Raw genomic sequence first — 12580 nt, forward strand, 5'->3', positions numbered from 1 at the left:
GGGGGGGGGGGGGGCCCCCGGCCAGGCGTTATTTCGCCAGATTAGGGTTCAGCGTATAGGTGCCGGTGAGGCTGGCCTGCGCCAGCACATGGCCCTGGATCGCCTCGCGCACCTGCGCGCCGGTGAAGGTGCCATCGAGCGGCAGCCGGTCGATGTCCAGCGCATACAGCGTGAACACGTAGTGGTGCAGCAGCGTGTCGTTCCACGGGGGGCACGGGCCGTCATAGCCGTAGTAGTCGCCTTTCATGTCGGCATCGCCGGCGAACCAGCCGGTGTAGTCGTTGATGCCGTGGCGCAGGCCGCCCGCGGTGGCGGTGCCGCCGGTGGCTTCGGGGCCCGGCTTGCCGCGCGCGATCACGCCGTCGCTGTGCGAGCCCGCCGCGATCGAGGTCAGCCCCGGCGGGATGTCGACCAGCACCCAGTGGAAGAAGTCCACGCGCGGCAGCGCGGCCGGCACTTCGCGGCCTTCCTGGTTGACGTCGTCGCCCTTGCTGGGGACGTCGCGGTCGTGGCAGATCAGCACGAACGAGCGCGTCTCGGCCGGGGCGTCTTCCCAGCGCAGGTCGGGATTGCGGTTGTTCGACAGGGCCACGTGGGCAGCGGCGTCGGGCACGCAGAAGGCGAACTCGCCGGGAATCGGCGCGTTGTCGTTGAAGGACTTGCTCCAGAGTTTCATTTGTCTCTCCTGTCTTGATGCCGCGCCGGAGCGCGGCAGCTTGAAATCTGTTCAGGCCGGCGGCACCCGCAGCCAGAAGGTGACCGGGCCGTCGTTGACCAGGCTGACCTGCATCATCGCGCCGAACTCGCCGGTCTGCACCTGCGGATGGGCGGCGCGCGCCTGCGCCACGAAATGCTCGTACAGGCGCCGGCCGTCCTCGGGCGATGCCGCGGGCGTGAAACTCGGCCGCGTGCCGCTGTTGGTATCGGCCGCCAGCGTAAACTGCGACACCACCAGCAGCCCGCCGGCGTTGCCGTTGCCGTCCATGTTCTGCACCGGCAGGTTCATCTTGCCGGCCGCATCGGAAAACACCCGGTACGACAGCATCTTGGCCAGCAGCCGCTCGGCCTGCGCCTCGGTGTCGCCGCGCTCGGCGCAGACCAGCGCCAGCAGGCCGGTGCCGATTTCACCGGTGGTGCGGCCTTCGACTGTGACGCGGGCCTGGGCCACCCGCTGGATCAGCGCGATCATCCCGGCCGCCTCAGGCCAGCGTCACGCGCGCGAAGCGGCGCTTGCCGACCTGCACGACATAGGTGCCCGCCGCCACCCTGGTGGCCTTGTCGCTGACCGTGGCGCCGTCGATCTTGACGCCGCCCTGCTCGATATTGCGGTTGGCTTCCGAGGTGGACGGCACCAGGTTGGCCTGCTTGAGCAGCTGCGCGATGCCCAGCGGCGCGCCAGTCAGACTCACTGCCGGGATATCGTCCGGCACGCCGCCGCGGGCGCGGTGGTTGAAATCTTCCAGCGCCTTCTCGGCATCGGCCTGGCTGTGGAAGCGCGCCACGATCTCCTGCGCCAGCAGCACCTTGCAGTCGCGCGGATTGCGGCCCAGGGCGATTTCCTGCTTCATCAGCTCGATCTCGGCCAGCGGGCGGAACGACAGCAGCGTGTAGTACTGCCACATCAGGTCGTCCGAGATGCTCATCAGCTTGCCGAACATCTCGTTGGGCGCCTCGGTCACGCCGACGTAGTTGCCCTTGGACTTGGACATCTTCTCGACGCCGTCCAGGCCCACCAGCAGCGGCATGGTCAGGATGCACTGCGGCTCCTGGCCGTATTCCTTCTGCAGCTCGCGCCCGACCAGCAGGTTGAACTTCTGGTCGGTGCCGCCGAGCTCCAGGTCTGACTTGAGCGCGACCGAGTCATAGCCCTGCATCAGCGGGTAGAGGAACTCATGCACGGAGATCGGAATCCCGGAGCGGAAGCGCTTGGTGAAGTCGTCTCGCTCCATCATGCGCGCCACGGTGTACTTGGCCGCCAGCTGGATCATGCCGCGCGCGCCCAGCGGATCGCACCACTCGCTGTTGTAGCGGATTTCGGTGCGGGCCGGATCCAGCACCAGGCTGGCCTGGCGGTAGTAGGTCTGGGCGTTGGCCTCGATCTGCTCGCGCGTGAGCGGCGGGCGCGTGCTGTTGCGGCCCGACGGATCGCCGATGGTCGAGGTGAAGTCGCCGATCAGGAAGATCACCTGGTGGCCGAGGTCCTGCAGCTGGCGCAGCTTGTTCAGCACCACGGTATGGCCGATATGGATGTCGGGCGCGGTCGGATCCAGGCCCAGCTTGATGCGCAGCGGCACGCCGGTGGCCTCGCTGCGCGCCAGCTTCTGCGCCCATTCGGATTCGATCAGCAGTTCGTCGCAGCCTCGCCTGGAGACTTCCAGTGCCTGCATCACCGACGGCGTCAGGGGGTATTTGGCCGTGGGGCCCGTGGCAACTTCAGTCATGACGTAAGTCTTTGAAATACTTGAAATTTTAGGAAATTTCCTGACAGCCGCCAGGGCCGGATTTTGGTATAATCCGCGATTCCCGGCGCCTACGGAAGCCTTTCCAGTGCGCCACCCGCCACTTTTTGCAGCAATGCAGGCGGCCAAACAACAGTGAAGAGCCCGCGCCGCACCTCGGGGGAGGAAGGCAGACGAGACACATCGTCCCCGGCAGCGGTGCTCACACCAAGGTTGAATTTTACGTGATGTGGTCCAGACTCCGCGAAGTTTTCGCGCGTGAGCTGGTGGTTCTTGTCGATCCGACGAACCCCCAGCACGCGCGGCGGCGCAAACAACTGACGGCCTCGGTGGGCGCAATCTTCACGCTCGGCATGGCTGCGGCGATGGGCGTCGCGCCGCGCAGCGCCTTTGACGATCCGCTCGCACCGCGCACGCAGCAGGCGCTGCGCATGCCCGACGTGCGCGAGCAACTTGAACAGCTTACCGACAGCCAGGCCGTCTACGTGCGCGAAGAGCGCATGCAGCGCGGCGACACCATTGCCAGTCTGCTCAAGCGGCTGGGCGTGGACGATGCCGACGCGCAGGCGTTCATCGTCAAGAACCCGACCGCGCGCGGCCTGTTCAACCTGAACCCCGGCCAGGCGGTGCAGGCGGAGATCGACGAAAGCAACACGCTGGTGTCGCTGCAGGCCAACCTGGGCGGCGACGCAGCCGCCTCGCGCGAGCTGGTGATCGAGCGCGTGCGCGCGGCCAGCGACAACACCGCCGCCACCTACAAGGCCAAGGTGCAGCGCGTCGACAATGACGTGCACTACGAGATGGCCTCGGGCGCGATTTCCGCGGGCGGCTTCTTCAAGGCCATGGACGCGGCCAACGTGCCCGACGAAGTCGTGCAGCAGATGCTGTCGATCTTCTCCGGCGTGATCGACTTCCACCACGACATCGCCAGCGGCGACCGCTTCCGCATCATCTACGAAGCGGGCTTCCGCGACGGCACCTTCGTGCGCAACGGCCGCGTGGTCGCACTGGAGCTGATCAACCGCAACCAGCTGCACCAGGCGCTGTGGTTCGCGCCCGAAGACAGCAGGGACGGCGGCGCCTACTACACCTTCGACGGGCGCAGCATGAAGCGGCCGTTCCTGCGTTCGCCGGTGGAATTCTCGCGCGTGTCGTCGGGCTTCGGCGGCCGCGAGCATCCGCTGCATCATGACTGGGCGCAGCACAAGGGCGTGGACTTCGCCGCACCGACCGGCACCAAGGTGCTGGCCACCGGCGACGGCGTGGTCGAGTTCGTGGGCCAGCAGAACGGCTACGGCAATATCGTCATCCTGAACCACGCCAACGGCTACTCGACCTACTACGCGCACCTGTCCGGCTTTGCCGGCATGCGCCAGGGCCAGCCGGTGCGCCAGGGCCAGCTGATCGGCTATGTCGGCTCGACCGGCTGGGCCACCGGCCCGCACCTGCACTATGAGTTCCGCTTCAACGACGTGCCGCAGAACCCGCTGACCATCACGCTGATGGAATCGCCGACGCTGACCGGCAAGTCGCGCCAGGAATTCCTGACCTACACCAGCGGGCTGCTCAGCCGCATCAATGCGCTGCGCACCTACAACGTGCTGACCGCCTCCAACTGACCGCGCCCATCGTGACCCAGCCCGTGACTGGCAGCGAACGCTATATCGGCATCATGTCCGGCACCAGCATGGACGGTGCCGACGCGGTGCTGGTGGATTTCAGCGGTGCGCGGCCCGCCGTGCTGGCGGCCGCCAGCCAGCCCTTCCCCGACACGCTGCGCGCGGCCTTTGCCGCCCTGCAGCAGCCGGGCGAGGACGAGATCCATCGCGAGGCGCTGGCAGCCAATGCGCTGGCGCAAGTCTACGCCGGCTGCGTAGCGGCACTGCTGAGCGAGGCCCAGGTCGACGCGGCCGCGGTGGCCGCCATCGGCGCCCACGGCCAGACTATCCGCCACCGGCCGGGCCTGTACGACGGCATCGGCTACACCCGCCAGAGCCAGCATCCGGCGCGGCTGGCCGAGCTGGCGGGCATCGACGTGGTGGCGGACTTCCGCAGCCGCGACCTCGCCGCCGGCGGCCAGGGCGCGCCGCTGGTGCCGGCGCTGCACCATGCGCTGTTCCGCAGCGACACCGAAACCCGCGTTGCCTGCAATATCGGCGGCATCTCCAATATCAGCATCCTGCCCGCGGCAGGCGGCGCCGTCAGCGGCTTCGACTGTGGCCCGGGCAATGCGCTGCTCGACTACTGGATCGGCCGCCACCGCCAGCTTCCCTTCGACAGCAACGGCGACTGGGCCGCCAGCGGGCGTGTCGACGCCGCACTGCTGGCGCAGTGCCTGGCCGAGCCCTACTTCAGCGCGGCGCCGCCCAAGAGCACCGGGCGCGACCTGTTCCATCCGGGCTGGCTCGAAGCCCGGCTTGCCTCGTTCCAGCACCTCGCGCCTGCCGATGTGCAGGCGACGCTGGCGGCGCTGACGGCCGAGGCCATCGCGCGCGACGTGCGCACCCATGCGCCCGATGCGCGCCGCCTGATCGTCTGCGGCGGCGGCGCCCGCAATGCGTTCGTGATGGCACGGCTGGCGCAGGCATTGCCCGGCGTGGCCATCGAGACCTCGGAAGACTATGGCGTGCCGGTGTCGCAGGTCGAAGCGATCGCCTTTGCCTGGCTGGCACGCCAGTGCCTGCTGCGCCTGCCCGGCAACGTGCCCACCGTGACCGGCGCCGCCGGGCCGCGCGTGCTGGGCGCGATCTATCCGCGCTAGGGCAGGCGCATCGCGCCGCCCGCCTCCACCCAATCCATGAACGCCTGCGCCAGCGGCGAGGCCCGCATGGCCGGCGAGCGCGCCAGCACCACGCGCTGCGGCGTCACTGACTCGCGCAGCGGCAGGCAGGCGATTGGCACGCCGTCGTAGCTTTGGTCGCCGGCCGGGCGCGTGCACGACAGCGCCACGCCATAGCCGTGCGCCACCAGTCCGCGCTGCATCTCGAAGGTCTGCGTGTACTGGTGCAGCACCGGGTGCAGGCCATGCGCCCAGAACAGCGACAGGAAGTACTCGCGCGTTTGCGGGATGTCCTCGAGGATCAGCCGTTCGCCGGCCAGGTCGGCCAGGCTCACATCGGTGCCGCTTGCCAGCGGATGGCCGGCGGGCAGCAGCGCATAGGGTGCCAGTTCCGCCAGCGTGCGGCGCTCGGTGCGGGCATCGAGCCCCAGTTCATAGGTCAGCGCCAGTTCGGCCTTGCCCGCCTGCAGCGTGCGGTGGACGGTGGCCAGGTCGGCCTCGAACAAGGTCACCGAAATGCCCGGATGGTGCCGGCGCAGCCCCGCCAGCAGGCGTGGCGCAAAGTACGGCCCAAGGTCCTGGAAGCAGGTCAGCGAGAGCTGGCCGATCAGCCCCCGGCCGGTGGCGTCGTCCACGGTGAGGCCGGCCGCCAGCGCGAGGATGTCTCGCGCCCGCCCCAGCAGGCGCTGCCCTGCCGGCGTCAGGGACAGCCCGCGGCTGACCTGGCGCTTGAACAGAGGCTCCCCCAGGGTGTCTTCCAGCTGCGCGATCGCGGTGGAAACAGAAGGCTGCGACACATGGCGCGCACGAGCCGCCGCGCTGATGCTGCCGTGCTCGGCTGCAGCGACAAAGTACTCGAGCTGGCGGAAGGAGAAGGGAATCATGATTTCCTATATCGCAACATAGGAAATATATGCTTTTCCTATCCACTATGCATGGCGATACTGGGCACATCGCCCCCCACACAAGATCGCCATGAACATCACCCAGGAACAGATCGACACCTACCAGCGCGACGGCGTGCTGGTGCTGCGCGGCGCCTTCACCGACTGGGTCGAACGGCTGCGCGACGGCTTTGCGCAGAACCTGGCCGAGCCCGGTCCCTTCGCCATCGAGAACGTAAGGCCCGGCGAAAGCGGGCGCTTCTTCGAGGACTACTGCAACTGGCAGCGCATTGCGCCGTTCGATGACTTTATCCGCCAGTCGCCGGCGGCCGCCATTGCCGGGCGCATCATGCAGTCACAGGCGGTGCAGGTGTTCCACGAACACATCCTGGTCAAGGAGCCCGGCACGGCCAAGCCCACGCCGTGGCACCAGGACCTGCCCTATTACTGTGTCGACGGCAGCCAGACCGCGAGCTACTGGATCCCGCTGGATCCGGTGACGCAGGCCAACACCCTGCGCGTGGTGGCCGGCTCGCACCGCTGGCCGCGGCTGGTGCGGCCCAAGCGCTGGGCCAGCAACGAGAACTTCTATGGGGGTGACGATGCCTTCATGGAGATGCCGGATGTGGAGGATGGCAGCCACACCCTGCTCGCCCCCGAACTTGAGCCAGGCGATGCCGTGGTGTTCGACTTCCGCACCGTGCACGGCGCCGCCGGCAATACCGGCACCGGGCGCCGGCGCGCGTTCTCGGCGCGCTTCCTGGGCGACGACGTGCGCTTCATGCAGCGGCCCGGGCGCACTTCGCCGCCCTTCCCCGGCATCGATCAGCAGACCGGCGAGCGCATGCGCGAAGACTGGTTTCCCGTGGTCTGGCGCGCCGCGCAGTAAGCCATCGCGGAAAAGAAAAAACGCACCCGAAGGTGCGTTTTTTTGGGGACCGGTGCCGGTCAGACCGAGAACGACGAGCCGCAACCGCAGGTGGTCGAGGCATTCGGGTTCTTGATCACGAACTGCGCGCCGTTGATGTCTTCCTTGTAGTCGATCTCGGCGCCGACCAGGTACTGGTAGCTCATCGAGTCGATCAGCAGGGTGACGCCGTTCTTGACCATGGTGGTGTCGTCTTCGTTGACTTCCTCATCGAAGGTGAAGCCATACTGGAAGCCGGAGCAGCCGCCGCCCTGCACGAACACGCGCAGTTTCAGTTCGGCATTGCCCTCTTCCTCGATCAACTGCTTGACCTTGTCGGCGGCGCTGTCGGTAAAGACGAACGGTGCCGGCACGTCCTCGGTAACGGGTGCCTCTGCGACTGCGTTCATGGGGTGTTCTCCTGTTTAGATACGCCTGTATTCTAAGCGCTACTGGAAGATCGTGCCGAAACCCTGTGCTTTCAAGGGGTTCCCGGCATGGCGGATGCCGCTCAGGCGGCCTTTTCAGTGGGATGGGCGTCGGCAGCGGGGGTTGTGTGGTCCGTGGCACCAGCCTCGTCCGCCGCTTCCGTCACTTCAGCCGCAGGCGCGGCCTCGACCAGGTTCGGCAGCGCCTTGACCTCGCCTTGCAGCAGCGGCATCAGGCGGCCTTCGACCAGCGCACCCTGGTGCATTTCGAGCGCCGCATAGCGCACGTCGCCCAGCACGCGGGCATGCGGCTGCAGTTCGAGCAGGTCGGTGGCCTGCACCGGGCCCTTGACGGTGCCGTTGAGCACCAGGTGGCCGACGCTGATCTCGCCCTCGACCATGCCTTTTTCGCTGACCACCAGCATGCTCGGCTTGCCCTGCGCCGCGGTGACGTTTCCGCGCACGCGGCCGTCCAGGCGCAGGCCGCCAGCAAACACCAGGTCGCCGTCGATGGCGGTGTCTTCGCCGATCAGCGTATCGATCGAAAGGCCCTTCTTTTTCGAAAACAGCATAACTCTCACTCCTCTCTCGTTCGTGCCGACCCCTCCGGCCGTGGCGCATTCGCGCCGGCAAGCAGCACTTGCCGATGGCGACAGGGCGTGATTGTAGCCGCGCGCAGCCCATACCCCACAAAAGTATGGCTGCCCCATCGCTTTTTCGGCAGGCCAGAGTATTTTCGTACCCTGCGGGCGAAAAAAAACCGCACGGCCAGCGTGCGGTTTTTTGGTCTCGCAAGATCCGGCAGTACCGGACCCGCGAAAACGCATCAGCGCTTCGAGAACTGCTTGCGACGACGCGCCTTGTGGAAGCCGACCTTCTTACGTTCGACTTCACGTGCATCGCGCGTGACGTAGCCAGCCTTCGACAGGGCCGACTTCAGGGTCGCATCGTAGTCGATCAGGGCGCGGGTGATGCCGTGGCGCACTGCGCCGGCCTGGCCGGTTTCGCCACCGCCGGTCACGTTGACCTTGATGTCGAACGTTTCAGCGTGAGCGGTCAGTTCCAGGGGCTGGCGCACGATCATCAGCGAGGTTTCGCGAGCGAAATACTCTTTGATGGGCTTGCCGTTGACGATGATGTCGCCCTTGCCCGACTTGATGAAGACACGAGCCACAGCGCTCTTGCGGCGGCCAGTACCGTAATTCCAGTTACCGATCATGGATTGGCCTCCTTAGATTTCCAGCGCCTTGGGCTGCTGCGCTTCATGCGGATGCTCGGCTTCGGCGTAAACCTTCAGCTTCTTGATCATCGCATAGCCCAGCGGACCCTTCGGCAGCATGCCCTTCACAGCCTTTTCCAGGGCACGGCCCGGGAAACGCTGCTGCATCTTGCCGAACGTCGTTTCGTAGATACCGCCCGGGTAGCCCGAATGGCGATAGTACTTCTTGTCCGTTTCCTTGGTACCCGTGACACGCAGCTTGGCTGCATTGACGATGATGATGTAATCACCCGTGTCGACGTGCGGAGTGAATTCCGGCTTGTGCTTGCCGCGCAGACGGCGTGCCACTTCGCTGGCGACACGGCCGAGGACTTTGTCCGTCGCGTCAATCACGTACCAGTCGCGCTTTACCTCATGAGGCTTGGCGGAAAAGGTCTTCATGATTTTTCCTGACTATTAGTTCGTACCCGAAATCCGACTCGCGAAGGCTTGTGCTCGCCCCTGCAAGTCTTGTGGCTGGCCCGTGAAGGCTGGCCTGATCCTGCTCTTTCTTCCGCGGGTATGACGGAAAGCCTTCCATTATACTGGCGGCTGCCGGAACCGCACAAGCAAAGACTGACCTTTTCGTCAAGGTCGCCGCCATGGCGGGACCAAACCAGGGCAGCGTCGCGCACTTGTCAGTGCTTAGCGCACCAGAACGCAGGGGCGAAAAAAAACCCAAGCGGTTGAGCTTGGGTTTGAATCCACCAAAGGAGGAGGGTGGAGGAGACACTGGGAGATCGACGGAGGGACTGGCGGGCGGTGCGGCTTGCCCTGGAGCTTCGCTTTCGCACTCTGGCGCGCTGTCAGTGCCGTCGTTCAATGATTCAAATTATACATGGGGTTTTCCCCAGTGCAAGGGGAATTTGCAGTGCGAAATGCAATTTCGTATTGCGGAAAGAAGAACGTGGCGCACCAGACAGGATATTTCATTTAAAAATCAATGGTTTATGCAAAATCAAGGCATGTCATTGAGCTGTCATACTAGAGGAAACCCTCAGATTTCGTAGGGATAGGGGCGTCAGCAGCCCAAGCTTGGCGATGCCATATACTGAGAATTGCAAGATTCGTGATCATGCGCTTGTGATCGGAAGCACACAATATAAACGACAGGAACGAACAAAATGGAATGCAAAGTGACATGGATGGGTGCCGACGGCATGAGCTTCGTGGCCCAGACCGGCAGCGGCCATATCGTGGCGATGGACGGTGCGCCCGAGGGCGGCGGCCACAACCTGGCACCGCGGCCGATGGAGATGGTGCTGGTCGGCACCGGCGGCTGCACCGCCTACGACGTGGTGCTGATCCTCAAGCGCGGCCGCCAGGACGTCTCCGGCTGCAGCGTGCAGCTGCAGGCCGAGCGCGCCGGCGAGGACCCCAAGGTCTTCACCCGCATCAACTTCCATTTTGTGGTGACCGGCAAGAATCTCAACCCCGCCACGGTCGAGCGTGCCATCAAGCTGTCGCACGAAAAGTACTGCTCGGCGTCGATCATGCTGGCCAAGACGGCCGAGATCACGCACACGATGGAAATCGTCGAAGCCTGAAGGGAAGATGCAGACCCGGTACGCCGTGGTGGCGCCGGGTCATGCCGGAAGAAGAAGCAAAGCAGGCCGATAAGCCGGATTCTGTGCGCCCCGCCCGCCTTGCGGCAAACGGTGCGTGACAACCATTCCTCTAGGCCGGCTGTTACCAGCCGGCTCCAGCTCCCTACCCGCAGACTCAGCGGGCCGCTTCATCGCCTGCCTATTTGGGATTGCTCCAGGTGGAGGTTACCGCGTTTCACCCTTCCCGCCGGGCGAACCCGGCGGCAAGACTCGTCTCTGTGGCCCTATTCCGCACGTTGCCGTGGATGGCTGTTAGCCAACACCCTGCCCTGTGGAGTCCGGACTTTCCTCCCCCTGCACCTTGCGGTGCAGGCAGCGGTTGCCTGGCCTGCTTTGCGGCCCGCAGTCTAACACCGATTGGCGGCGCCTTCAGCCAGAGCGACGTCCCGGCCGGAATACCGCGGTATCGGCATAGAAGCCAGGTTCGGCGTTATCGCTGCACCAGCCCGGAATGCCCATCACCGGCAGCGGCGCAAAACTGCGCCCGCCGCGCAGCGCGCCAGCCTGGGCCGCAGCGGCAAGGGATTGCGCCAGCATGGCGTCCAGCGACGGGCCTGCCGCCTGCTGCGGCGCCAGCGGCAGCACCCATGCATGGGCAGTGACCGACTTGTACGGCTGCACCAGTTTTTCGAGTAGCGCATGGCCGAACGGCACCACCGTGCAGGCCCTGCCCCACACCAGCCTGGATTCGACCAGCAGCCGCTGCCACGCAAACCCCTTGAGCGCATCCGCCAGGTCCCGGTCGGCGCTGACAAACAGCACCGCATTTTCGTCGAACAGGGTTGCCGCATCGCGCACGCCGCCGCGCGTGGTCTGCACGCCTTCGCGCGCAATGACCTCGGCCTGGACCTGGTTGAGCACGCGCTTGGCCTGCGGGAAATGCAGCCAGGTCAGCGCGTTGAAGAAATCGTGGAGATTGTCGCGGGTCGGGATCTCGCCGGTGGCATGGATATGCGCCTCATAGGCGCTGCCTTCCGGCAAGGCATGCTGGGCGATGAAACGCAGCGGCAGGCCGCGGGCATTGCACAGGCGGAGTTGGGCTGCATACGCGCTTAGCAGCGCGCGCAGATCGGCGCCGCCCTGCACCGCCGCAGCGAGCGCGGCACCCTGCGCAGCAAACGGCTGGAACCACGGCCGGGACCAGTCGATCCCGGCCAGCGCGGCGACGAAGCGCTCGTCGCCCGCTTGCACCTGCATGGGCAAGGCCGCAGCAGGGTTTAGCGGGCCTTCCAGCGCAGCGTCTCGCCGCCGCGCAGCGGCACCAGCGTGGTGTCGCCATAGGGCAGCTCGGCCGGCAGTTCCCAGTCCTCGCGCTCCAGCGTCAGCGTGCCGGTGTTGCGCGGCAGGCCGTAGAAAGCCGGGCCGTTGAAGCTGGCAAAGGCTTCCAGCTTGTCCAGCGCGCCGGCGCCGTCGAAGGCCTCGGCATACAGCTCCATCGCATGCAGCGCGGTATAGCAGCCGGCGCAGCCGCAGGCGTGCTCCTTCAGCCCGCGCGCGTGCGGCGCGCTGTCGGTACCCAGGAAAAAGCGCGGGCTGCCCGAGACCGCGGCCGCCACCAGGGCCTCGCGATGGGTCTCGCGCTTGAGCACCGGCAGGCAGTAGTAGTGCGGGCGGATGCCGCCGGTGAAGATGGCGTTGCGGTTGTAGAGCAGGTGGTGCGCGGTGATGGTGGCGCCCACCGGGCCGCTGGCGTCGCGCACGTATTCGGCCGCGTCCTTGGTGGTGATGTGCTCGAACACCACCTTCAGCTCGGGCATGTCGCGGCGCAGCGGCGTCATCACGCGGTCGATAAAGACGGCTTCGCGATCGAAGATGTCGATGCTGGGGTCGGTCACCTCGCCGTGCACCAGCAGCGGCAGGCCCGCGCGCTGCATCGCTTCCAGCGCCGGGTAGCAGCGGCGGATATCGGTCACGCCGGCGTCGCTGTTGGTGGTGGCGCCGGCCGGGTACAGCTTGACGCCGTGCACGAAGCCGCTGGCCTTGGCCGCGGCAATCTCTTCGGCCGTGGTGTTGTCGGTCAGGTACAGCGTCATCAGCGGCTCGAACTGCAGGCCGGCCGGCAGCGCCGCCAGGATGCGGGCACGGTAGGCCTGCGCCTGCGCCACCGTGGTCACGGGCGGCTTCAGGTTGGGCATGATGATGGCGCGTGCGAACTGGCGCGCGGTGTCGGGCAGCACGGCGGCCAGGGCCGCGCCGTCGCGCAGGTGCAGGTGCCAGTCGTCCGGGCGGGTGATGGTGAGCTTCTGGGTCATGGCTAG

14 protein-coding genes and 1 other RNA gene are annotated in these 12580 nt (G+C 66.2%); 4 read left to right on the forward strand and 11 right to left on the reverse strand.

Translation table 11 applies throughout. The annotated features are described in order from the left end of the window. Positions 1–28 precede the first annotated feature (28 nt). From AC3WON_RS12855 to tyrS, 3 genes are read right to left on the reverse strand one after another with little or no spacing between them, the layout of a single operon-like run. Positions 29–676, reverse strand: coding sequence for a YbhB/YbcL family Raf kinase inhibitor-like protein (locus AC3WON_RS12855; protein WP_010813897.1), 648 nt, complete (start codon positions 674–676; stop codon positions 29–31). Positions 677–727: 51 nt separating this feature from the next. Next, positions 728–1189, reverse strand: coding sequence for a D-aminoacyl-tRNA deacylase (gene dtd / locus AC3WON_RS12860; protein ID WP_492351964.1), 462 nt, complete (start codon positions 1187–1189; stop codon positions 728–730). A gap of 10 nt (positions 1190–1199) precedes the next feature. Beyond that, complete coding sequence (gene tyrS / locus AC3WON_RS12865) at positions 1200–2441, reverse strand: tyrosine--tRNA ligase (RefSeq protein ID WP_492317678.1); 1242 nt, start codon at positions 2439–2441, stop codon at positions 1200–1202. A 245-nt stretch (positions 2442–2686) separates the two neighbouring features. On the opposite strand from tyrS, the gene AC3WON_RS12870 reads away from it, so the two are divergent. Then, positions 2687–4078 carry a M23 family metallopeptidase gene (locus AC3WON_RS12870; RefSeq protein WP_492351965.1) on the forward strand — a complete coding sequence of 464 codons (1392 nt, stop codon included), beginning with the start codon at positions 2687–2689 and terminating at the stop codon, positions 4076–4078. A gap of 11 nt (positions 4079–4089) precedes the next feature. Then, positions 4090–5220 (forward strand): anhydro-N-acetylmuramic acid kinase, encoded by a 1131-nt coding sequence (locus AC3WON_RS12875; protein ID WP_492351966.1) that lies wholly within the window; start codon positions 4090–4092, stop codon positions 5218–5220. Here the strand turns inward: AC3WON_RS12875 and AC3WON_RS12880 are convergent. Continuing rightward, positions 5217–6122, reverse strand: a complete 906-nt coding sequence (locus AC3WON_RS12880) for a LysR substrate-binding domain-containing protein (RefSeq protein ID WP_492351967.1) — start codon at positions 6120–6122, stop codon at positions 5217–5219. The two genes, AC3WON_RS12875 and AC3WON_RS12880, sit on opposite strands and share 4 nt — an antisense overlap. Before the next feature lie 91 nt (positions 6123–6213). Between AC3WON_RS12880 and AC3WON_RS12885 the strand changes: the two genes are divergently transcribed. Next, the gene (locus tag AC3WON_RS12885) at positions 6214–7011 is read left to right on the forward strand and encodes a phytanoyl-CoA dioxygenase family protein (RefSeq protein WP_492351968.1); all 798 of its coding nucleotides are present in this window, start codon (positions 6214–6216) and stop codon (positions 7009–7011) included. Positions 7012–7070: 59 nt separating this feature from the next. Here the strand turns inward: AC3WON_RS12885 and erpA are convergent, their stop codons facing one another. The 4 genes from erpA to rplM all read right to left on the reverse strand — a co-directional run bounded on the left by erpA (position 7071) and on the right by rplM (position 9117). Continuing rightward, on the reverse strand, positions 7071–7439 hold the full coding sequence (gene erpA / locus AC3WON_RS12890; RefSeq protein WP_010813904.1) for an iron-sulfur cluster insertion protein ErpA: 369 nt from the start codon (positions 7437–7439) through the stop codon (positions 7071–7073). A 101-nt stretch (positions 7440–7540) separates the two neighbouring features. Next, the gene (locus AC3WON_RS12895) at positions 7541–8029 is read right to left on the reverse strand and encodes a bactofilin family protein (protein WP_492319064.1); all 489 of its coding nucleotides are present in this window, start codon (positions 8027–8029) and stop codon (positions 7541–7543) included. 254 nt (positions 8030–8283) lie between these two features. Further along, positions 8284–8676: a 30S ribosomal protein S9 gene (gene rpsI / locus AC3WON_RS12900; protein WP_010813906.1), complete on the reverse strand. Its 393-nt coding sequence runs from the start codon at positions 8674–8676 to the stop codon at positions 8284–8286. A 12-nt stretch (positions 8677–8688) separates the two neighbouring features. Then, complete coding sequence (rplM, locus tag AC3WON_RS12905) at positions 8689–9117, reverse strand: 50S ribosomal protein L13 (protein WP_010813907.1); 429 nt, start codon at positions 9115–9117, stop codon at positions 8689–8691. A gap of 722 nt (positions 9118–9839) precedes the next feature. Here rplM and AC3WON_RS12910 point away from each other — a divergent pair. Further along, positions 9840–10262 carry an OsmC family protein gene (locus AC3WON_RS12910; protein ID WP_492351969.1) on the forward strand — a complete coding sequence of 141 codons (423 nt, stop codon included), beginning with the start codon at positions 9840–9842 and terminating at the stop codon, positions 10260–10262. A 54-nt stretch (positions 10263–10316) separates the two neighbouring features. On the opposite strand, the gene rnpB is transcribed toward AC3WON_RS12910, so the two are convergent. The 3 genes from rnpB to pyrC form a co-directional block, all read right to left on the reverse strand. Next, positions 10317–10657: RNase P RNA component class A (rnpB, locus tag AC3WON_RS12915), an RNA gene on the reverse strand. Between the two features lie 34 nt (positions 10658–10691). Continuing rightward, on the reverse strand, positions 10692–11519 hold the full coding sequence (locus AC3WON_RS12920; protein ID WP_492351970.1) for a DUF3025 domain-containing protein: 828 nt from the start codon (positions 11517–11519) through the stop codon (positions 10692–10694). 20 nt (positions 11520–11539) lie between these two features. After that, positions 11540–12574, reverse strand: a complete 1035-nt coding sequence (pyrC, locus tag AC3WON_RS12925; protein ID WP_492351971.1) for a dihydroorotase — start codon at positions 12572–12574, stop codon at positions 11540–11542. Positions 12575–12580 lie beyond the last annotated feature (6 nt).

Source organism: Cupriavidus sp. FW305-46 (assembly GCF_058787075.1).